Origin of the sequence: Halalkalicoccus jeotgali B3 (assembly GCF_000196895.1) — an archaeon.
GTDB lineage: Archaea > Halobacteriota > Halobacteria > Halobacteriales > Halalkalicoccaceae > Halalkalicoccus > Halalkalicoccus jeotgali.
This window is the reverse complement of the sequence record NC_014297.1, coordinates 464,982-486,705: the sequence shown is the minus strand read 5'-3', so window position 1 is coordinate 486,705 and position 21,724 is coordinate 464,982. Positions and strand designations below refer to the sequence as shown.

Sequence of the window (21,724 nt, the reverse complement as noted above, 5' to 3'; positions counted from 1 at the left end):
ACGGTTCGCATATTCGTGAGTTTAACACGTGTGCTACATGACTTGGGGTGGAGTACATACCATCAATTGTCCGCTAAAGACTAGCAATAAATAGAAGTACACTGGTGGAATTCAACAGTTTTCGCTATTAGAAACCGAGAATACGAACGGTTTGTGCTGAATGAAGTATTCTGGTTTAATTCCTCTTGAATCGGAGAGGGTTCACTGACCCGTATTCATATATAGTATTGATTTGAATGACTATTTAGAGATTTGATGATCGATTTCCCTTCACGACGGGAATTTGATAGTAGGAACGTCAAGTTGACGATCTCAGGATAACTCTTCATATGTCTAACGAGGCTAACTCAATTGGTACAGAGCGGTACGCCCTCGTAATCGTCATCGACCCGGAATAAACTAGATCTATGAGATTTCCAGTTCGCTTAGAATTAAGCCAGGAGCGTTAGACAGATACTACGGATGGCAAACAAGGGCCCAATAACGATGAACCGACGGACTATTCTCAAAACAACCGGCGCTATCGCAGTGGCCGGTCTCGCTGCTGGTGGGCATGCGACCGCCCAGACAGACCTTCCAGTCGAGATCAGCCAGAGCCCCGAAGCGGAGTATCTCACTATCACTAATACCGGTGAGGAGGAGCTCGATCTGACCGGCTACAAGATCAATTTCGACGCGGAAGGAGGGAACGATCAGATCAGAGAACTCGCAGGTGACGTCGTACTGCCTGCTGGTGGCGAGGTTACTATCGCCACAGGTGACGAAACGACGATCGATACCGACTACGAACTCGCCGATCCCTACAACGGCCCTGTTCTCAACAACGACGGGACCGACGCCATTGCGCTGCTCGATCCCGAGGAGAACCTCGTCGCCCCGAGAGAGGAGCCCGATGCTCCCGAACAGGATGGGGATGACGATGAGACGGACACTGGTGAAGACGGCGGTAGCGACGATGACGCTGACGACGACGAGAGTGAAGACTCCTCGGTCGACGAGGCCGATGAGATCGATGACGGGACCGACGACACCAACAGCGAGGACGCTCCAGCGGACGACAGCGGCTCCGAGTCGGATGGCGAGGACGAGTGTCCCGAGGAGAGAGATGCTGACGGCGACGGCGTGGTTGCGAGCGAGGATGCCGACGACGACTGCGCAAAGATCCAGTAGCTAAGCGGATCTCGATACGAGACGGCGTGTCTTTCTTTCCGCCGAAGAAGGAGTACCGCACACTGATAGTCGATAACGGCCGTCACCGAGGGTGCAGCTATTTGTGATCTGGTGTAGAGTAGGTTACATGGCCGTCGTACAGTTCGGGAATTACCCTTGGAGTCGTCGTCCGTCCGGGGTAGGGCACACGGATCGAGATACTCCCTGTCCCGGAGGGTAATGAACCGGTGTCCATTCACGTCAGCCTCGACGTTATCGCCCTCATCGCAGCTATCGTCGGCCTCGGCGTGGCGGCACAGTTTCTCGCCGCGAAGTACCGGGTTCCGAGCGTGTTGTTTCTCATCCTCGCGGGCGTCGCCATCGGTCCCGAGGGCCTTGGACTGATAACGTCCGGCACCTTCGGTGATTCACTCTCGACCATCGTCGGCGTAAGCGTCGCCATCATCGTCTTCGAGGGGACGTTTCACCTCGAATACAGGGCCATCAGGGAGGCGTCGAAGGCGGTCGATCGAATGATCACCATCGGGGCGGGCATCGCGTTCGTCGGAACGGCTCTGACCGTGCGTCTCTTACTAGGGGCGAGCTGGGACATCGCGTTTCTCATCGGCGCGTTGTTGATTGCCACCGGGCCGACGGTCGTCGCACCGATTCTCGCAGTGGTTCCCGTTCGCGAGGAAGTCGCCACGACGCTCGAAGTCGAGGGGATTGTCAATGACGTGACGGCCGCGGTACTGGCAATCGTCCTCTTCAAGGCGATGACGGCTCGAGATCTCGCACCTCGAGGGTACGTATGGCTCTTCGTCCAGCGCCTCGCGCTGGGGGTACTCGTCGGCCTCGTCGTCGCCGGCGTCGTCTGGTATCTCCTCACGGAGGTCGAACTCCCCGCAGAGGCCGCACCACAGACGGCCCGGTTGCTTGCACTGGCCGGTGCCGTCATCGCGTTCGCCGCCGCGGACTCGGTCTTCTCGGAGGCCGGGATCGTGGCCGCCGCCACTGCGGGGTTCGTCCTCGGGAACCTCGACCTGCCCCATCAGAAGGGAATCCTGCGGTTCAAACGGGACATAACGTCGCTAGTTCTCTCGTTCGTCTTCATCACGCTCGCGGCGTTGCTCGAGTTCGAGGAACTGTTCGCATTAGGGATCACTGGACTCGTCGTCGTCACAGTCCTGATGGTCGTGATCCGTCCGCTGGCTGTCTTCGTTTCGACGGCCGGAGCCGGTTTCACGACGAACGAACGACTGTTCATGAGTTTCGTCGGTCCGCGAGGGATCATCCCGGCGTCGGTCGCGACGTTGTTCGCCGTTCGCCTACAAACGGAGGCACCCCCCACGGATCCTGCAGGGGCGAACATACTGCTCGGCACCGTCTTTCTCGCCATTCTCGTCACGGTCGTTATCGAAGCGGGCTTTGCGAGACGGATCGCCGGTATACTTGGAGTGACTATGTCGGGACAGTGAGTTCCAGGCCCCGTCTATATCTTAGTGAGTTCGGAAAACCCAACGAATCGCTGCTATCCGACTGCTCGGATCGTTCGTTCCCGATCAGTCCTCGAAACAGATAGGATAGGGATGGAATCGGTACGCTAGCGTTATATCTCGCCAGTGATGATATCCGCGACCCGCTGACGGTCGAACAGTTGCTCCTCGGCAGGGAGTTCGGGATAGGATCCCTCGGTATACAGCGGCCACTCGCCGAAGACATCGGGGTAGAGTTGCTTGGCAGTCATCTCGATCTGGAAGAGATTCATCACCGGGCCCTGATTCCGTCCGCCTTGCGTGTGGATACGGCCGTTTCGAACGGCCGACAGGGATCGTGTGGCCGGATTACTCGCGAGGCGCTCGCGGGTCTTCCGTACGTGTCTCGGTTCGGACATCCCAGCGAGACAGAGGATGACGTCCGGATCAGCCTCGATGAGTGCCTCGAAATCGACAGTCGATTCGGTCGGCACGTCGGCGAACACGTCCGTCGCACCGAGCGGCCGGGTGTGGGCCGTCAGAAAACCCGGGCCGTTCAGCGCGTAGACGTACATGCTGTCTTCGGATTCGATGAGGATGATCATCGCTGCGGTCGGGCGCTCATTTTCGGGCGGGAGCCGTGTCTCGATCTCCGAGAGCATCTCAGTGTGGATCTTGGCGAGCGCCTCGTAGCGCGCGTGGGCCTGAAAGACTTGTGTGACTTTCTCGAAGATTTCCCAGAGTGTGAAGTACTGGTAGCCATCGGCCCACCCCGCCGGAGGTTCCTTGTTCGCGTTGCTGAACGTGTTCCCGAACCACGGTGCGACGTTCGCGCTGATCTCCTCAATGTCGTCGGTAGCCCAGCTCTGCATCGTCGTCATGTAGGCGGGATCAGCCAGATGGAGATCGCTATTGAGTTCGTAGAGCAGTTCCTTGCTCGGATTCCACGTCCCCGGAAGATCGGCCCAATCGACGGAGACGCCGGGGAGTCGTTCGAGGAACTTGTTCCAGATAGTATCGTTGTACTCGGGATTGTACAGCATCGACGAGACGGCGTCGCCGTGTCCAGCTGCGAGCGCCATATCAGCGTGATGGGGCAGGATCGTGAGTACGTTTGCCGGCGGCGCTGTGAACTCGACGGTGCCGACCGGCGACATCGTTACCGAGTAGGACTCATCGCCGGTCGTACCCGAGTCCGACTGTGCGTCGGACCCCGACTGCGACGACGCCTGATCATCATCGCCCGTACAACCCGCAAGCAGTCCAGCCCCGACGACTGTCCCACCGTATCTGATAGTATCCCGCCGAGTCACCGCCTCGCGTATCATGCCGTCCTTCACCATGATTTTAGGCATGCCTAAAATACCATAACTGCTCCGATTTTTAGGCCATCCTAAACTCATAGAGCTATACTGACGAGGGGGTGGGGACAACGTTCGTCCCGTAGTGTGCGGTCAACCGTTCGTTTTCGTCCCCTCCCGCTCGGTTTTGATCTCGCGTGCCTTCTCGAGGACGAGATCGTCGTCCAGGTGATCGAGGAGTCGGCGATGACCGCGCTCGATTCGCTGCTCGATTGCCTCGTCCGAGAGGTACGTCTCGAACCGTCGGTCGATCTCCCGCTCACGGAGTTCGACGAAGTGCTCCTCGTTGAGGGCGTGATCGGCGGGCACTCGCCCGTCGAACCACTCGCGCCACGTCTCGCGGTCGGCCCACTCGTCGGTCAGGTCCCTGTCGCTGCGGATCCAGTCCCAGTGGGCGGCGACCTCGTCGGGGAACCCACGCGAGCGGCGTACGTCCGCGAGAACCGTTCGGGCGACGCGGGCCCCGTGCCCGGCAGACATGATCGCCTGCGCTTCCGCGTCGTGTGCTGGTGCGGCCACGTACAGACCCGCTATCGGCGTCGATCCGCCCTCGTCCGGGTACTCGCGGTCGAAGCGCTCGTGGGTCTCCCCGTCGTGGTCGTACGTCTCGAACATCGTCCCCTCGTCGAGCGGGCGGAGGAACTCGGCGTCGTATCTGGCAGCCGCCACGACACGCTCGGTCGTGACTGGGTCCCCGTCCTGCGTTTCGACGACAAAGCCCCTTTCGTCGGACGAGACCGCCTCGACTAGCTCCGGGACGACCTCGCAGCCGACTTCCTCGGCGTGATCGTGGATCAACTCGTAGAACGTCTCGATATCGATGCCCGCCGGGAAGCCGAGGTAGTTCTCCAGATACCCACATCGTTGGATGGAGGACCGCCCGCGGTCGAAGATTGCCGTTTCGAGCCCGTATCGGGCGGTGAACACGCCGGCCGAGCAACCCGCGGGCCCACCGCCGACGATAACGACGTCGTAGTCGAACGCGCTGTCCGAGACGGTATCAGTGTCACTCATCCGTCGAGGTTTCCAGTGACGATGTCGTTGACTTGCTGGCGGTCGAAGAGGTCCTCGTCGCTGAACTCTTCGGGATAGAGTCCCTGTGCGGCCTCTTCGAGTTGAAACAGGTGGATGATCGGACCTTGGTAGGTCAGCCCGCCGTATATTACGCGGTCGTTTCGGACCGCCTGGAGGTCGCTCGCGACGTCGTGATCCCGGAGATGGGCAACGATCTCCTGCTCGAAGTACTCGTCAGTGATCTCGCCCTGCAGTCTGATCGCGAGCGCGTCCGGGTCGATATCCAACAGCGTCTCGTAATCGATCTCACCCCCGCCTGCCTGTGCGTCCGTGATGTCGTTCCGTGCGAGGGCATCCCCGACGTGCAGGTCGGTCCAGTGTTTCGACTGGGTCCCGTTCCCGATCAGATACGGATAGAACGACTCCGGTGGGACGCTCGCCGGGTAGAGCACCGCGACCTCGGGCGTTTCATCGGGAAGCCGCCCTTGGACGTCCGTGAGGACCTCGTCGTGGTATGCCGCAAACGCCTCGTAGCGTTCTTGCTCCTGAAACACCTCCGCGAGCTTTCCGAAGGCCTCGTACATCGTGTAATCGGCGTAGTCGTGCCAGTCGTACACCCGCGAGAAGACCGTGTTACCGAAAAACGGGGCGACATTGGTCTCGATCTCTTCGACGTCGTCCTCGCTCCACTCCAACCGGTTCACCATGAAGTTCGGGTCGATGACGTGGAGGTCGGCGTCGATCTCGTAATAGATCTCCTTGCCGGTGCCGTCCTGCCACAGCTCGGTGAGCTCGCCCAAATCGACCGAGACGTCCGGTAATTCGTTGTATAGATGCGAGCCGAAGCGAGCACGGATGCCGATGGCCGAGAGACCGTCGCCCTGTCCGAGCGCGACACCCATGTCCGCGTAATCACCGGTATAGGGAAACCACGTCTCGGGGACGGTGTCGAACTCGACAGTGCCGACCGGTTCCATCGTCACCGAGTACGACTCCCCACCCGAACCGTCGTCGGTCCCGGTCCCCGTGGGTTCGGATCCATTCCCGTCAATACAGCCCGCGAGCAATCCGCCGCCGGCGACCGCCCCGCCGTATTTCACGTACTCGCGTCGCGTCGGTCCCGCCCGTCTACCGGATCGTGTTCGCATATATTTAGGCCAGCCTAAATAGATAAAGGTGTTTCGATTATTAGGCTGGCCTAAACAGGGGAGTGCTGATGGAGAAAGCGGGCCACGACTGCACGAGCGGCCGTCACAAGGTGGATCCGGACCCGCAGCGACTCCTCGGTGCGATACGCTCCTGCTGGCAGGCGTTGGTTCGCCTGGAACAGCTTGCACGGGAAATGTGACATGTCCAGGTCCGGCGGATCGGAACACCACGTGAAATGCGCCACAACACATATATAATTTGATAGCTCAGTATGAAAATAGATAATATAGCGGGAACGATAGCGATATGCATGGTTGATGTCCTCGGCCATCTCGGAATGGCGCTCATCTGGCTTGCCCCTGTATGGTTTTTCACCGACACGCCGAAAACGGCACTAGCAATCGTGTCCACCGGCTTCTGGTTCGGGATGCTACCCGACGTGGATCTGGTGATTTCGAATCAGATCGTGGGAATCCACCACCACGGCGTGTTTCATACCGTTCTCGCGGTAGCGATCTTCGCGGCGATTATCGGGCCGCTCTGGGGACTCGTCGTGAAGAAACTGCTCGGCGGGACGACATGGTTCTCACCGGATGCACAAAAGCGAGCGACAGCGATCGGCGTGATCGTCGTGTTCGTCACCGGTCTCGCGCATCTCTTTGCGGACATCCTTTCCGCACCGGATGTGTCGACGCGTATCGAACCACTCTGGCCGATCCACAAGGGGCCGATTGCCTTTATCGACGTGCTGTGGTATCAGTCGGTGTGGGCGACGTGGGCGCTGTTTCTGACCGGACTCGTGATCAACGGCGTCCTGTGGTATCGCTACAATAACTGATCCGCATCGCTCACCGAGGTGTCCGATCGTCGTCCATGCTGTCGTCCCTTCAGGACATATCGGGAGATAGAACTAAACGTCGATACCGCTGTGAGCGACTCGTCGAGGTGGTGGGTCATCGTCGCCAACGGAGTTGGGACCGTTTGACCTATGAGTTATATATTACAAACACGTATAATGAACTATGAATTGGCAGAACCAGTGGGGCCTCCGTCTGCGAATGGCCGGCGTTATGCTTCTGTTTATCGGTCTCTACATCGGGTTTATCGGCGTCCTCTCGCTCTATTTCAGCAGTATCTCCGCCATCGCTCTCGGGGTCCTCGCCGTCTCGACCGCCCAGTTGCTGTACGGCTACAAGGTCGCGCTGAAGGCGATGGGCGGCGAGGTCGTCACCGCCGCCGAGTACCCAGAGCTTCATCGACGGGTGACGCGCCTGAGCCAGCAGGCCGGACTACCGATGCCCGCCGTCGCCGTCGCGCCGACGGATCTGCCCAACGCGTTCGCCGCCGGTCGCTCGAAGAACAGGGCCGTCGTCTGCGTCACGACGGGGCTTCTCGAGAGCCTCGATGGAGACGAACTCGACGCCGTTCTCGCACACGAACTCGCCCACATTCAGAACCGGGACATGGTCATCATGACCGCAGCGAGTGCGCTGTCGGCGACCGCTTTTTACATCGTTCGCTGGGGGTGGGTGTTCGACGACGGCAGTGGCGGCGACGGCGGCGAGGGGGCGACGGTGATGGTGGCGATCATCGCCTCGCTCGTCGTGTGGGTGCTCTCGTTTTTCATCACCCGCCTGCTCTCGCGCTACCGGGAGTACACCGCCGACCGGGGCGCGGTGAGCATCACCGGGGATCCAAGCGCTCTGGCGGCCGCACTCCGCACAATCAGCGCCACGACCCGCGAGATGCCCGAGGAGGACCTCCGCGAACACGCCGGCATGAACGCGCTGTTCTTCGACGACATCGATACGACCGACCGGCTCACCCGCTGGTGTAAAACCCATCCCGCCGTCGAGAACCGGATCGCGCGGCTTCGGGACCTTGAGCGCGAACTCTCCTCGGCGTAGGTCATAGAGTCCCGTTGCGATCCACAGGGAGCTGCGTTTCTGCGGACGCGCTGAGAACGCCTCTCTCGAGACTGTTTGGACATAAGGAGACCCGTATGTGCAATACGCGCGCAGGACTGGCTGGTATTCAACAGCCACGGTGCTCAAGGCACGTACACCTCTTAAATATCCTCCGTACCCAGTGGGGTGAGCGCTACTGCGTTACGGGTTCCAACGGAACCACCGGTCGGGATATCAACCCTTTTCTCTCGGTGCTGTTTCGTAGTAGTATGTCTCTCTTTGTTCCTCCGCTGATACTGCAGAGTGGGGTTTTGGACGCTGTGACGGTCGATATGCTCGTCGTCTTCGCCATCATTCTCCTCGCGCTCGTACTGTTTGCAACCGAGTGGTATCCGATCGACGTCACCGCCATCCTGATCATGGTCCTGTTGATGGTACTCGAACCGTGGACGCAGATCACCCCCCGAGAGGGGATCGCGGGCTTTGCCAGCCCGGCCACCATCACCGTACTGGCGATGCTCATTCTGAGTAGCGGCATCAACCGGACCGGCATCGTCCAGAGGATCGGACAGAGAATGGCCGCATTCGCCGGCTTCGACCGACGCAAGCAACTCGCTGCGACCATCGGCGTCACCGGGCCGGTCTCGGGAGTCATCAACAACACGCCGGTCGTCGCCATACTGGTTCCCGTCATTGCCGACCTCGCACACGAAGGCAAGACCTCACCGTCGAAGCTGCTCATGCCCCTCTCGTTCGCCTCGATGCTCGGGGGAACGCTGACGCTCATCGGGACATCGACGAACATTCTCGCGAGCGATATCGCAGCCCAGATCGGTGCTGAATCACCTGCCCTCGGACTGCACGCGTTCGGGATGTTCGAGTTTACCAAACTCGGCGTGATCGTCTTTGCGGTCGGAGCGGTCTACCTCATGACGGTCGGTGTCCGGTTGCTCCCCGAACGTGTACCGGCCGACGAGGACCTCGTCGAGGAGTACGTCCTGCAAGAATACCTCGCAGACGTCGTTATTCCCGCGGATTCGTCGTTGATCGGGAAGACGGTAGGGGAAGTCTTGGGGGATGAGAACCTCGGTATCGACGTCCTTCAGCTGATCCGCTACGGCGAGCGGTTCGACGAACCGCTTGCTCGAAAGGAGATTCACGAAAACGACACGCTTCGTCTCAGAACGAACCGGGACACGCTCGAGCGCATCATGGACGCGGAGGGGCTCACGTTCGCGGGCGGACCCAAAGCCGACGCCGAATTCTATCCGGACGGGGAAGAACCCGTCCTCGTCGAGGTGGTCATTCCATCGGGGTCGTTCCTCGTCGGGGAAACCATCGCGAGTTCGACCTTCCGACGGCGCTACAACGCGAACGTTCTCGCATTCCGAACCCGCGGGGACGTGGTCCGCGATCGGTTCGAGGACATCCGGGTTCGCGTCGGGGACACACTCCTCGTCCAAGCACCACCTGATAGCCTCACCCGACTCGTCCAGAACGAGGACTTCATCGTCGCCCACGAGTTCGACGAGACGACCTATCGGACCGAGAAGATCCCGTTCGCGGTCGGCATCATCGCTGGCGTCGTCGCGCTGCCGGCGTTGAACGTCATCCCGATCGTCGTATCGGCATTATCAGGGGTCGTAATGATGATCGTAACGGGCGTCCTCAAACCGAACGAACTGTATACGTCCGTCGAGTGGAACGTCATCTTCCTGCTCGCAGGCGTCATTCCGCTCGGAATCGCCCTCCAGCAGACGGGGGCCGCAGCGGTTCTCGGGGACGGCGTCGCCTCGACAGCGACGTTCCTCCCTGCAATCGGCGTCCTGTGGGTGTTCTATCTCGCCACCGGCCTGTTGACAAGCGTCATCAGCAATAATGCCAGCGTCGTGTTGATGATTCCCGTCGCTGCCAGTACTGCGCAGTCGATCGGGGCGAACGCATTCGCGTTCGTTCTTGCCGTGACGTTTGCCGCCTCGACGGCGTTTATGACGCCGGTGGGATATCAGACGAACCTCTTCGTCTACGGACCTGGAGGCTACAAGTTCTCGGACTTCCTCCGGGTAGGTGCGCCGTTACAGTTACTCCTATCGGTGGTTACGGTCCTCGGGATCGCGTTTTTCTGGGGCGTCCGTGTGTAGAGCAGTCTCCCTTGCCATCCAAGAAGCAACTCCCCTTAGACGTCGGGAAGAAACGGCGATGGCTCATCGTGGACGAACTCCACGTAGTCGTCGTTCAGCCGTCGGCAGAACAGGCGTAGTTCGCCGGCGGCGTCGATCGTCTCGAGCGTACTTCGGGCGGATTGGAGATCGTAGTACGCGGGCACGAAGACGGCGACCTCCCGATCCGGGTCCTTCTCGACGACGAGCAGATAGACCAATCCCTCCCGTTCGGCTCGAAACACCTCCGAATCGGTAAACGAGCAGTCGTCAAGAAGGGATTCGAGCTCATCGTACTCGGGACCGGGAAGCAGGACGTCCAGACCCGTCCGGAACTCCGAGTCGACGAGTACCGAATCACCGGGGTGGAGTTCGAGCGTGGTCCAGCCGCGCTCGCGGTACTCCTGGGAGGTCGCGGCCATGTCCTCAACGACGGCCTGCCAGCCGGCCGTCGTCTGTACGGGTGATGGATCGCCACCGGTAGCGTTGTCGCTCATGTGTCCACCGCGAACGCCGGCGCGAATAAGCGTTGTCCAAGCCCGCAAGCTATTTCTTCGCCGCTCCGTGAATAGCTCTCAGTGCCTGATATCTTATCTCTCACCGATCTGAAAACACAGTTCAAGACGAAACACGGCGCGGTAAAGGCCGTCGACGGCATCGACCTCACTATTGAGGAAGGCGAGACCGTCGGTCTCGTCGGCGAGTCCGGATCGGGAAAGAGCGTCACCGCCCTCTCGGCGATGGACCTCGTGGACGATCCCGGAGAAGTCGTTGACGGGCGCGTGACGTTTCGGACGGCCGAGTTGGCCGCAGAACTCATCGCGGAGTTCGACGGTGCCCTCGTGTCGTACCCGTTCGAACTCGTCGAGGCGATCCGTGAGATCGCCGGCGACCTTCGCACCAACACCGGTACCGACACCGCCAGAGCGGAACTGCGAAGAATCGCCGACGACCTCGCCAATCGAGCCGATCCCGCGGGGTTGGCGGACGATCTCCGTGACGCTGCGACCCGACTCGAAGAACGGGTGACGCCGCTGGTCGTTGCCGACGAACTCGATAACGCCGTCGACGAGGCGACGGAGGGTTTCGTCTACGTCGACGAGGACGCACTCACACGCATCCGGGACGGCGCGTCGCCGACGGAAACGAGTATCGAGGAGGGCGTAGTCGATCTGACGGCCACACCCGAGGAAGCGATGCGCCACGTGCGCGGCGGGTCGATGGGGATGATCTTTCAGGACCCGATGACCTCGCTCAACCCGGCGGTCACGGTCGGCGAACAGGTCGCCGAGTCGCTTCGCCTCCACCGGTACGGCGGCCGGAAATCCGACACGTGGCCCAACGCGATCCGGGAGATCCTCCCGAAGGTCGGCGGCCGCACGGACGACGAGAAAGTGATGGCCGACGTCGTCGAGATACTCACCGAAGTCGGAATCCCCGAGGCCACCGCCCGCCTCGAGGAGTACCCCCACGAGTTCTCCGGTGGGATGCGCCAGCGCGTGCTGATCGCCACCGCACTCGCGTGCCGCCCGGACCTGCTCATCGCCGACGAACCGACGACGGCACTGGACGTGACCATTCAGGCCCAGATCCTCGATCTCATCGACGATCTGCAGGACGAGTTCGGAATGTCGGTCCTGATGATTACCCACGATCTAGGGGTTGTCGCCGAGACCTGCGACCGGGTTGCGGTTATGTACGCCGGCGAGATCGTCGAGGAGGGCCCCGTCGAGGAGATCTTCCACAACCCGAGCCACCCCTATACGTACACGCTTCTCGAGTCCATTCCGACCGAGGAGAAAGACCGCCTCACACCGATCGAGGGCAACGTCCCCGACCTCATCGACCTGCCCGATGGATGCCATTTCGCACCGCGCTGTCCGTGGGCGAAAGAGGAGTGCACTGGGGGAGAGATACCGTTTCTCCAACACGGACCCGAAGAAGTCGACCACCGCTCGAAGTGCATCCTCGAGGAGTTCGATACGAGCGGGTACGGATCGACGGGCGTCGCAAGCGACACCGGCCACGACATCGGCGAGCCTCTCGTCGAGATCAATGGGCTTCGCAAGTACTACGAACAGGAAGCGGGTTACCTCGATCGGCTGTTCCCCGGCGAGAAACCGAGCGTAAAGGCCGTCGACGGCCTCGATCTCGAGGTTCACGAAGGCGAAACCCTCGGCCTCGTCGGCGAATCGGGCTGTGGGAAATCGACCGCGGGGCGGGCCATTCTCCATCTCGACCCGCCGACCGACGGGACGGTCGTGTTCGCGGGTGCGGACCTCGGAGACCTCTCGAAGTCCGAACTCCGCAAGAAGCGCAAGGACATGCAGATGGTCTTCCAGGACCCGATGTCGAGTCTCGACCCCCGGATGACGGTCGGCCAGACCGTCATGGAACCCTTGAAGATCCACGGCCTCGCCGAAGGGCGCCGCCGCCAACGGGTGCTCGAACTCTTAGAAGAGGTGGGTCTCGATACGAGCCAGTACGGTCGCTACCCACACGAACTGTCCGGCGGACAACGCCAACGGGTCGGTATCGCGCGGGCGCTCGCCGTCGATCCGGATTTCATCGTCGCCGACGAGCCCGTCTCGGCCCTCGACGTCTCCGTGCAGGCACAGATCATCAACCTCATGGAGGACCTCCAGGAGGAGTTCGGCCTCACGTACCTATTTATCGCTCACGACCTCTCGGTCGTCAGACACATCTCCGATCGCGTTGCCGTGATGTATCTCGGGGAGATCATGGAGATTGCGGACACCGACGACCTGTTCGCGAACCCGAAACACCCGTATACCAACGCGTTGCTCTCGGCGATCCCCGAGCCCGATCCGCTCGCCGATACCGACGAGCGGACCATCCTTCAGGGCGACGTCCCCTCACCCATCGACCCACCATCGGGGTGTAGCTTCCGAACCCGGTGTCCTGCGATCATCCCGCCCGATGACATCGAGATCGAACAGGAACGCTATCGGGAGGTCATGTTCTACCGACAGCGCGTCGAAGCCCGCGACATCGACCTGGAGGCCGCCCGAAAATCGGCCGCCACCCCGACCGATGCCGACAGTCGCGCGGTCGCAGACGGCGGAAACGGGTTCGCGAGCGTCCTCTCCGCGCAGTTCTTCGATGGGCCCCTTTCGGGGGAGGCCCGCGAGACCGTCAAGGAGTCGTTTCACCACCTCGAGGACGGTGACTGGCAGGCGGCCGAGGCCGTCCTCGAAGAGACGTTCGAGAGCGTCTGTGAGCGTGACGATCCCGCTCGCGGCGAGGACGACCACCCCACAGCGTGCCATCTGTACTGAGCTGAAACAATCGAGGACGTCACGGTTTCGTGGTATTCCTCCGTCCGGTTCGGTTCGGTAGTATTATTTATGTAGATAGAGGAATCCGGATCATGGATGGTGACGACAGTCACGTTTCTAGGCGTAGTTTCTTGAAAAGTGCCGGGGCCGCGACGGTCGCGACGACCGCGACGGGTTCGATGGCCGGCTGTCTCGGCGGGGGCGGTGATGGCGACGGTGGCGGTACGCTTCGGTACGGTCGCAGCGCTCACTCTGACTCCCTCGATCCGCAAAACACCACCAGCGGCGAGGTAGCGAAGGTAACCAATCAGGCCTACGAGGGACTCGTCGATTTCCAGCCCGGCGAGGCCACACTCACCGAGAGCCTTGCAACCGACTGGACGATGGAGGGCGAAAACGTCACGCTGACGCTCCGCGAGGGCGTGACGTTTCACGACGGGAGTGACTTCACCGCCGACGACTTCATCGCGACGTACCGCCGGTTCGTCGACGAGGACTACGAGTACTACTTCGAGGATGCCTCCTCCTATGGACCGTTCACGCTCGGCAACTGGATCGACAGCGTCGAGAAAAACGGCGACTACGAGCTGAACGTCACGCTGACACAGCCCTACGCGCCGTTCCTACGCAACCTCGCGATGTTCGCGGCGGTCGTCCTCTCACAGGATGCCATCGAGGGCGACGTCGATCTTGACCAGGAGATGATCGGTACCGGTCCCTTCGAGCTGGGCGAGCTCGACGACGCCAACAACCGCATCCAACTCACCGCCTACGACGACTACTGGGGCGATGGACCGACCGTCGACGAGGTGCTGTTCCTGACGCGCGGCCAGAACTCCACGCGTGCACAGGCGCTCCTAGAGGACGAATTGGAGATCATCGACGGGCTCGATCCGGACACCATCGAGCAGATCGACGGCGCCGACGGTGCAGAAGCCCAGTCTGCCGAGGGTATCAACATCGGGTATATGTCGTTCAACATGTCCCGTGTCGAGGAGTTCCGCGATCGGCAAGTCCGACAGGCGATCAGCTATGCCATCGACACCCAAGCCATCGTCGAGAACATCTACTCCGGGGTTGCAACGCAAGCGGACCAGCCGATTCCACCCGCGCTGTTCGGTCACAACGATGACCTCAGCCCGTACCCGTACGATCCCGAGCAAGCCCAGACACTGCTGGAAGAGGCCGGATACGGCGACGGGTTCGCCTTCGAACTGACGACGTTCCAGAACGCCCGTGGCTACAACCCTGCACCGCTCCCGACCGCAGAAACTATCCGGACGAACCTCGCGGATATCGGAATCGAGGTCACGATCGACGACCGGCAGTTCTCGGATTACCTCACCTACACCAGCGAGGGCCGTCACGACGCCTCGCTTGCGGGCTGGTACACCGACAACGCCGACCCCGACAACTTCTGTTACGTCCTGTTGCACCCCCAGACCGACGTCCCGGAGGGACAGGACTGGGTTTCGTGGGACACAGAGGGCTACAACACGTCGAACCGCTCGGCCTGGGCGAACCAGGAGTACATGAGCGTCGTCGAAGAGGCCCAGCAGGTGGCTGACCAAGAGGAACGTGCCACACTCTATAGCGAGGCGGCGTCCATCGCCAACGAGGAGGCCCCGTGGGTCTACATCGACTACGCTGACGAGGTTCGCGGCGTCAGCAACCGCGTGAGCAACTACACCATCTCGGCGATCGGCGGTCCGTTCCTGCACCTCGTCGAACTGGAATAATACTCCAGTAGTCGGCCGGTTACGGGACCTTTTTACGAGTCGAATCCGCTCGTCTGTGTAATGGTCTCGAAGCGGTTTATCGCTAAACGAATACTGTTGCTCGTCCCCGTTTTGTTCGGCGTGGCAACGCTCGTCTTCGCGATTCTCCATCTCTCGCCGGGCGATCCCGCGGTCGCGATCGCAGGTGATCGAGCGAGTCAGGCGTACATCGAGCAGGTCCGAGCGGAACTCGGGTTGAACGAACCGATCTGGCAGCAGTACGTTACGTATCTCGGCGACGTCGCGACGTTCAACTTCGGCGATTCCTACCAGGTGAACCGTGGCACACCGGTCAGTCAGATCCTCGCCGATCGCCTCCCGATCACCATCGAACTCGCCGTTCTCGGCCAGATAGCGGGCCTAACCTTCGGCGTCCCGCTGGGAATCCTGAGCGCGATCAAGCAGGACACGATCACCGACCATTTGACACGCGTCGGTGCACTCGGGGGCATCAGCATCCCGATCTACTGGAGCGGCCCGCTGTTGATCCTGCTGTTCGCTCAGTTTCTCGGCGTGCTCCCGACGAGTGGCCGCATCGGGTCGGCACACTTCATCGACTCGGTCACGGGGTTCATCCTCGTCGATACGCTCCTCGAAGGGGATCTAGAGGCGTTCCAGTCGGCCGTTCTTCATCTCCTGTTGCCGGTCGTGGTACTCGGTATCTACTCGATGGCGCTCATCTCGCGGATGATGCGCTCGTCGATGCTCGAGGTCATTCGCCAGGACTACATGCGAACCGCCCGCTCGAAGGGCCAGGGCGCGAAGATCACGATTCTGAAACACGGCCTGCGAAACGCCTTCATTCCCGTCATCACGGTCGTCGGGATCCAGTTCGGCTCGCTACTGGGGGGTGCGGTCCTCACCGAGACCGTCTTCGAGATCAACGGCATCGGCACGCTGTTGGTCGATGCCATCAATCGGAGCGACTACCCGGTCGTACAGGCGACCGTCCTAGTGTTTGCCGTCCTATATACGCTCGTGAACCTCCTCGTCGACGTCACCTACTCAGTTCTCGACCCACGGATCGAACAATGAGCACGGAAACCCAAACCACGACGGAGGGACGCGGCATCGTCGAGCGACTGCGGGCGAGTCCGTTCCTCACGAAACTGCTGTCGAATCGGCTCGCCATCGTCGGGCTTCTCATCATCGCCGGCGCGCTCGTCGTCGCGGTGTACGCCCGATTCGCCTACGACATTCAGGCGCTGACTGCGACCCGGTACAACACGAACCCGACCGAAGCCGCCCCGAGCGCCCAGTACTGGTTCGGGACGGACGGCCAGGCACGGGACATCTTCCCGCGCGTGCTGTACGGGGCGTGGTACGCGATGAAGTTCGGGACGGTCACTGTCGCAGCGTCGACCGTCCTCGGCGTGGGACTGGGCATCGTTGCGGCCTACTACGGCGACCTCACGGACAACGTCATCATGCGGACGATGGACGTGCTGTTGTCGTTCCCGTCGTTGTTGCTGGCGCTTGCGCTCGTGACTGTCTTTCCAGATTCGCTGGGGCTCTGGCGTGCGGTCGCGGCACTCACGCTCGTCTACACGCCGCGATTCGCCCGCGTCGTTCGCGGAACCGCCCTGAAGGTCCTCGAAGACGAATACATCGACGCCACGTACGCGCTCGGCGCGACCGACCCGCGACTACTGGTGCGTCACGTCCTGCCGAACTGTCTTGCGCCCATCACCGTCCAGTCGACGCTGAACTTCGGGCTGGCCATCATCGACATCGCTGCGCTGTCGTTTCTCGGATTCGGCGCGAGTCCGGGGTCACCGTCGTGGGGGATGATGCTCTCGAACGGCGTCAACTACGGCCTGTTCTCGGGGGCGTGGTGGTGGTCCTTCTTCCCTGGGCTGGTACTTGCGTTGCTGGTGCTCGGATTCAACCTACTCGGCGATGGCATGCGTGACGCCCTCGACCCCAGGATGCGCGAGACCGTCGACTGAGACGATGGCTAATGACGCCGACCGGAACCTTGCCGACCTCGCGCGTGCGGCCCTGCTGGGTGCAGTCGTCGGTGGCGGACTCGTCATCGTGTTCATTATTGCCGGTTGGTCACGAGGCGATGCCAGCGACGTTGCGTTTTCACTCTCGGCGCTCGTTTTCGGCTTCGGGCTGACAGTCTGGGCCAGCACAGTGTTGCTCAGTGAGTCGCTTGCGGGTATGCATACTACGCTCGACCGTGAGTGGAGCGCCGCCGACACGCGGCGGGCAATGGCGGTCCTGACCGTCCTCGGCGCGGCCGGAATGGTGAGTGCGTCGATTATGACGATACTCCTGGGTGGATAGTTAGCGGTTCATTCTAGGGCGGCCGGTCAGATGAAATTGACAAGTAAACGACTGGCTACTCGCCCATCCGCGATCGGCCGCCGTCCGAGACCGCACTCTCGCGTTCGCGTTCAGCATCGCTTCCCGGCGGCTGGACCGTCGCCATGATTTCTTCGAGGGCGTCTTCGGCCGTGACACCACTGAGTTCAGCGTCGGTCGAGAGCACGAGCCGGTGGGTGAAGGTTGGTCGAACGAGGGTTTTGGCGTCGTCGGGAATAGCATAGTCTCGGCCGTGGATCGCCGCGCGAGCCTTCGCAGCGTCGAGCAACGCGAGCGACGCCCGCGGGGAGGTCCCGTGAGCGATGTCGCCGTGGTTTCGTGTCGCATCAACGAGATCGAGAATATATCCCTTGACGCGCTCGTCGACGTGGACGTTCGATACAACCTGTCGGGCCTCGAGGATCCCCGTTGGAGTGACGACCTGGTCGATCGCCTCAGGCCCCAGTTCTGGCGCCGAATCGAACCGATCAAGCAGCGCCGACTCGTCTTCACGAGTTGGGAGGTCGACGACCAGTTTGAAGAGAAAGCGATCGCGCTGGGCCTCAGGCAGTTCGAAGGTCCCTTCCATCTCGATGGGGTTCTGGGTCGCGACCACGATGAACGGTTCCGGGAGGTCAAGCGTCTGTCCCTCGATCGTAGCGGTCCGTTCCTGCATCGCCTCCAAGAGTGCACTCTGGGTTTTTGGCGTCGCACGGTTAATCTCGTCAGCGACGACGAAGTTTGCGAAGATCGGGCCCCGTTGGAGCGAGAACTCGCCGGTCTGGTCGTGATAGACGTGTGTACCGGTCACGTCGGCCGGCAGGACGTCGGGCGTCATCTGGATCCGGTTGTAGTCGAGCCCCGAGGCGCGAGCAAACAGGTTCGCCATCGTCGTCTTCGCAACCCCCGGGACTCCCTCGAGAAGGACGTGCCCATTCGACAGCAGCGCGACCGTCAACTGCTCGATAATCGCTTCGTTGCCGATGAGTACCGTCCCCATTTCCTCGCGAAGGTTCTCATACATCGCAGCGGGATCAGTCATTGTTGTCTCCTTTTTTTCGTCCATTCATAATTGTTTGTATAATACGTTCGCGACGATCCGAATCCCATTCAGGGTACTGGGTGGCAAGAACCGCCCGCAGGTCAGACGCCCCGAGGTCTGGTTCGACATGATTGGGACGGGTTGATTGGCCGAAGCGATGTCCAAATCCACGCACCCAGCCCGGTCGCGTGTCCACGAGCGCAACCATACCGACGAGTCCCACAGCGAGCGCCAATTGCAAGAACGCGGACTCGCGAAGCGCCAGCAGCGCGAGCGCGAGCGGCGGCAGTCCATCGGATCGAGACTGGTCGATCAGCACCCGGTCGTGAGCGTCGAACAGCGTCCCGACAAACGCCCGGTTGCCGGGCCGTTCAAGCATGGCGTTGATCAGCGCGCTGGAGTCACTGACCACGACGAGCTCCCCCTGTCCGACGGATTCGGTCGTCATGATCGGCCGAGGACCGAGAGTCTCGTTCTCGTCGAACGCCCCATTAGGGGTGCTGTCGAGATAGGCGTACTCCGAGGTCTGAATCAGCACCTCGGCACCGTTGGGGTCGAGCGCTGTCCCGTAGTTCAGTGTGAACGAGTCGCTGTTATTGACGTAGGGGTGATCGGCCGTTTCAATCGCGACAGGCAGGGCTGGCGAGCGGTAGTACTCGCGTTCGTCACGCAACAGGGCTCCATCGATACGGGTACTCGAGCCTAACTCTTGGAGGAGCTGGTTCGTCTGCCCGATATCGTCGGCGATCACCAGCGTTCCCCCGCGCCTGACGAAGTCATTGAGGCGCGCGCGATCCTCAGGCCCGTAGGACTCTTCGGCAGCGATCGCGATTGCGACGGTGCCGTTAGCCTCGACGTCCTCATACCTACTCGTGTCAGTCGCGACGATCGGTTCTGCGCCCGCGGCCCGTGCCTCCGAGCGGAGCTCCGATGTCCCGTCCCAGTCGTGGGTGTAAGTGCCGAAAGCCACGCCTGAGGTGCTCGCGCCGACGAGCAGGCCGATCAGGAGGACAGCTGCAAGCGTATAAAATAGCAGTCGCGGGTATGACCAATCCTGAAGCCAGGACATCTACAGTACCCCCGATGGAAGGATTTCGATAATCCGTCGGACGACGATCGCACCGAAGACGAGCAGGCCGAGACCAATGAGCCACTTGAGTCGCGTCCGCCATTGCGGAGTAACCGCAAACGGCGCAGTCAATTCGGTGACGACGAGAAAGCCGATCAGCGAAAGGACAAAAAAGAGCTCGACGGTAAGTGTACCTAACAGTGTGAGCGCGAGAACCGACGCGAGCATCCAAGCCGTCTGTCCATGGATGAATCGGCGGCGGCGATGAGTCGGCATTTGATTCCAATTTCACCCCCATCGTTACGAATCTAACGGCTTGTAAGTCCGAAGAGAACTCGGAGCGAAACGAATTTTGGAGAGATCTACATTCCGGTAGTGATCCAAGAAGGGCGTGAACGTGCTTAGAATGCAAAAGGGAAGGATTTGATTATAGATCTGATTGGAAAAACGGTGAAGGCATCTACGGTGACACATACAAGAAAGCGAGCGAATCAATCTTCAGCGAGACCTCGCCATTCCTGAAATTTACCGGAGGTCGACTATGACCGATTAACAGAAGAGGACGCGGACGTCAGCATCATCGGCTAGCTACTATCCGCCTGGATACGCGCTACGGGCCGTCCAGGTGACCTGGACGGATCTCTCCCTATATATCCCTACATCAAGGCGATGCGACAATCGCGCCCGGCGAAATCCGGGAAAGCCAGCTCGACATCGAGGCCACCATCGGCGGGATCGCCGAACAGGCGCAACGCCAATTATCATCGGTGGCGATTACTGGATTTCGTATCCCGATATGAAGGATTGGACCAAGGCAGTGGTTACGATAACATCGGCCTCGTCCACCTCGACTGGTATGCTGACACCAGCGACGACGGGATTACTAGCTTCGAACATGATCACGGCGCGTGGGCAAGTGCATCTACAACGACGGCCTGAGGGCCAGCAAGAACTATTACGTTGATCGGCCCCGCGGGTTTTGGTCCGGGCCCGACACTTATGAGGAGAGGTGCGAAGCTGGTATGAAGTGGTACACCGCCATTGAGGCCGCCAAGTACGACCTGAGCCAGATTATCACCGACGCCATCAAGCGAGCGATCGACGGCACTGACGCGGGATGTGACTTCTTTGATATTGATACCATGAAGCCCGCTTATTGGTCCAGTACCGGCGAGCTTGAGCCGAGTGGTCTTGTCCCCACGAGGCGATAAAACGATCCGCGATACTATTGGATGCAGTCGGAGAGATGGGTCCGTCGAACCGGGTCAGCATGGGGATGAATTAGCTTTCATAGCTCGATTTCGCGTCCAATACCACGGGTCAGCGCCCCGAGTCCGAGGAGGGCGAGGATCGCTCCGAGCAGCCACGCTCCTGAGTATGCAGCGGAAAACGCTCCGATCCAAAGGCCACAAAGAAGAGCCACACCACCGCTGACGGTCAATTGGACGAACCGTTCCATACCCGCCGTTGGGGACGACAACAGTAAGCATTCGGGTCGCCGTCACGATGGGGTCGATCTGAGTCGAAACCGCTCGAAGCCCACTTCAGTCCTCGTCTGCAGTACGGAGAGCAAACGTTAGTGGCGTTGGACTCCTACAACGAGTATGACCGACGCAACCCTCGTCTACGACGACGACTGTGGCTTCTGTACGTGGTGGGCGGAGTTCTTCAGCGACCGCTCGGATGTCCGCGTCGTCGGGTTCACTGACCTCACGCCGGAACTACGCGAGCGGCTGCCCGATACCTACGAAAACTGCTCGCATTTCATTACCGACGATGGTGTCTACTCGTGTGGCGCCTCGATCGAGGAGGCGTTCACGCGAACCGGGATCGGACAGCCAGTCCGACCCCTCTCGCAGTTCCTGCGGAACTTCGAGGACTACGAGCGACTACGTGAACGCTCCTACCGGCGAGTCGCGGACAACCGTAGCGTCTGGGGACGGCTGCTCTCGAAGACACCACCCGTTCGGCAAAAATCGAACGACGAGCGCTGACTGATTCGCTCGGCCCGG

19 protein-coding genes are annotated in these 21,724 nt (G+C 60.8%); 12 read left to right on the top strand and 7 right to left on the bottom strand.

Features of this window, described 5'->3' with window-relative positions; all coding sequences use genetic code 11:
- The first annotated feature begins 486 nt into the window (after positions 1-486).
- A complete protein-coding gene (locus HACJB3_RS02445; RefSeq protein WP_238532795.1) occupies positions 487-1,170 on the top strand; it encodes a lamin tail domain-containing protein in 684 nt (227 codons plus the stop codon).
- A gap of 227 nt (positions 1,171-1,397) precedes the next feature.
- Entirely contained in the window at positions 1,398-2,627 is a 1,230-nt protein-coding gene (locus HACJB3_RS02440) for a cation:proton antiporter (protein ID WP_008418301.1), read from the top strand.
- A gap of 131 nt (positions 2,628-2,758) precedes the next feature.
- Here HACJB3_RS02440 and HACJB3_RS02435 read toward each other — a convergent pair whose 3' ends face one another.
- The 3 genes from HACJB3_RS02435 to HACJB3_RS02425 form a co-directional block, all read right to left on the bottom strand.
- A complete protein-coding gene (locus HACJB3_RS02435; RefSeq protein WP_174264850.1) occupies positions 2,759-3,967 on the bottom strand; it encodes an ABC transporter substrate-binding protein in 1,209 nt (402 codons plus the stop codon).
- A 111-nt stretch (positions 3,968-4,078) separates the two neighbouring features.
- Complete coding sequence (locus HACJB3_RS02430; protein ID WP_008418304.1) at positions 4,079-4,999, bottom strand: NAD(P)/FAD-dependent oxidoreductase; 921 nt, start codon at positions 4,997-4,999, stop codon at positions 4,079-4,081.
- Complete coding sequence (locus tag HACJB3_RS02425; protein WP_174264849.1) at positions 4,996-6,147, bottom strand: ABC transporter substrate-binding protein; 1,152 nt, start codon at positions 6,145-6,147, stop codon at positions 4,996-4,998. The genes HACJB3_RS02430 and HACJB3_RS02425 overlap by 4 nt, the downstream gene beginning before the upstream one ends.
- A gap of 311 nt (positions 6,148-6,458) precedes the next feature.
- Here HACJB3_RS02425 and HACJB3_RS02420 point away from each other — a divergent pair, with 311 nt between their 5' ends.
- The 3 genes from HACJB3_RS02420 to HACJB3_RS02410 all read left to right on the top strand — a co-directional run bounded on the left by HACJB3_RS02420 (position 6,459) and on the right by HACJB3_RS02410 (position 10,196).
- On the top strand, positions 6,459-6,986 hold the full coding sequence (locus HACJB3_RS02420) for a metal-dependent hydrolase (RefSeq protein WP_008418308.1): 528 nt from the start codon (positions 6,459-6,461) through the stop codon (positions 6,984-6,986).
- A gap of 184 nt (positions 6,987-7,170) precedes the next feature.
- The gene (htpX, locus tag HACJB3_RS02415) at positions 7,171-8,055 is read left to right on the top strand and encodes a zinc metalloprotease HtpX (RefSeq protein WP_049934230.1); all 885 of its coding nucleotides are present in this window, start codon (positions 7,171-7,173) and stop codon (positions 8,053-8,055) included.
- A gap of 332 nt (positions 8,056-8,387) precedes the next feature.
- The gene (locus tag HACJB3_RS02410) at positions 8,388-10,196 is read left to right on the top strand and encodes an SLC13 family permease (protein WP_008418313.1); all 1,809 of its coding nucleotides are present in this window, start codon (positions 8,388-8,390) and stop codon (positions 10,194-10,196) included.
- Between the two features lie 35 nt (positions 10,197-10,231).
- On the opposite strand, the gene HACJB3_RS02405 is transcribed toward HACJB3_RS02410, so the two are convergent.
- Positions 10,232-10,711, bottom strand: coding sequence for a DUF7529 family protein (locus HACJB3_RS02405; protein ID WP_008418315.1), 480 nt, complete (start codon positions 10,709-10,711; stop codon positions 10,232-10,234).
- An 81-nt stretch (positions 10,712-10,792) separates the two neighbouring features.
- On the opposite strand from HACJB3_RS02405, the gene HACJB3_RS20985 reads away from it, so the two are divergent.
- The 5 genes from HACJB3_RS20985 to HACJB3_RS02380 all read left to right on the top strand — a co-directional run bounded on the left by HACJB3_RS20985 (position 10,793) and on the right by HACJB3_RS02380 (position 17,583).
- Positions 10,793-13,513, top strand: a complete 2,721-nt coding sequence (locus HACJB3_RS20985) for an ABC transporter ATP-binding protein (RefSeq protein WP_008418317.1) — start codon at positions 10,793-10,795, stop codon at positions 13,511-13,513.
- Between the two features lie 92 nt (positions 13,514-13,605).
- The gene (locus HACJB3_RS02395; RefSeq protein WP_049934229.1) at positions 13,606-15,252 is read left to right on the top strand and encodes an ABC transporter substrate-binding protein; all 1,647 of its coding nucleotides are present in this window, start codon (positions 13,606-13,608) and stop codon (positions 15,250-15,252) included.
- 60 nt (positions 15,253-15,312) lie between these two features.
- On the top strand, positions 15,313-16,326 hold the full coding sequence (locus tag HACJB3_RS02390) for an ABC transporter permease (protein ID WP_008418321.1): 1,014 nt from the start codon (positions 15,313-15,315) through the stop codon (positions 16,324-16,326).
- Positions 16,323-17,240, top strand: a complete 918-nt coding sequence (locus HACJB3_RS02385) for an ABC transporter permease (RefSeq protein ID WP_008418322.1) — start codon at positions 16,323-16,325, stop codon at positions 17,238-17,240. The genes HACJB3_RS02390 and HACJB3_RS02385 overlap by 4 nt, the downstream gene beginning before the upstream one ends.
- 4 nt (positions 17,241-17,244) lie before the next feature.
- Positions 17,245-17,583 (top strand): DUF7268 family protein, encoded by a 339-nt coding sequence (locus tag HACJB3_RS02380; RefSeq protein WP_008418324.1) that lies wholly within the window; start codon positions 17,245-17,247, stop codon positions 17,581-17,583.
- Between the two features lie 55 nt (positions 17,584-17,638).
- Here the strand turns inward: HACJB3_RS02380 and HACJB3_RS02375 are convergent, their stop codons facing one another.
- From HACJB3_RS02375 to HACJB3_RS02365, 3 genes are read right to left on the bottom strand one after another with little or no spacing between them, the layout of a single operon-like run.
- On the bottom strand, positions 17,639-18,643 hold the full coding sequence (locus tag HACJB3_RS02375; RefSeq protein ID WP_008418326.1) for an AAA family ATPase: 1,005 nt from the start codon (positions 18,641-18,643) through the stop codon (positions 17,639-17,641).
- On the bottom strand, positions 18,636-19,712 hold the full coding sequence (locus HACJB3_RS02370) for a DUF4350 domain-containing protein (RefSeq protein ID WP_008418329.1): 1,077 nt from the start codon (positions 19,710-19,712) through the stop codon (positions 18,636-18,638). The genes HACJB3_RS02375 and HACJB3_RS02370 overlap by 8 nt, the downstream gene beginning before the upstream one ends.
- Entirely contained in the window at positions 19,713-19,988 is a 276-nt protein-coding gene (locus HACJB3_RS02365) for a hypothetical protein (protein WP_049934227.1), read from the bottom strand.
- Positions 19,989-20,620: 632 nt separating this feature from the next.
- Between HACJB3_RS02365 and HACJB3_RS02360 the strand changes: the two genes are divergently transcribed.
- Both HACJB3_RS02360 and HACJB3_RS02355 read left to right on the top strand, forming a co-directional pair.
- On the top strand, positions 20,621-20,923 hold the full coding sequence (locus tag HACJB3_RS02360; RefSeq protein ID WP_008418334.1) for an arginase family protein: 303 nt from the start codon (positions 20,621-20,623) through the stop codon (positions 20,921-20,923).
- A 393-nt stretch (positions 20,924-21,316) separates the two neighbouring features.
- Positions 21,317-21,706, top strand: coding sequence for a DCC1-like thiol-disulfide oxidoreductase family protein (locus HACJB3_RS02355; protein ID WP_008418336.1), 390 nt, complete (start codon positions 21,317-21,319; stop codon positions 21,704-21,706).
- Positions 21,707-21,724 lie beyond the last annotated feature (18 nt).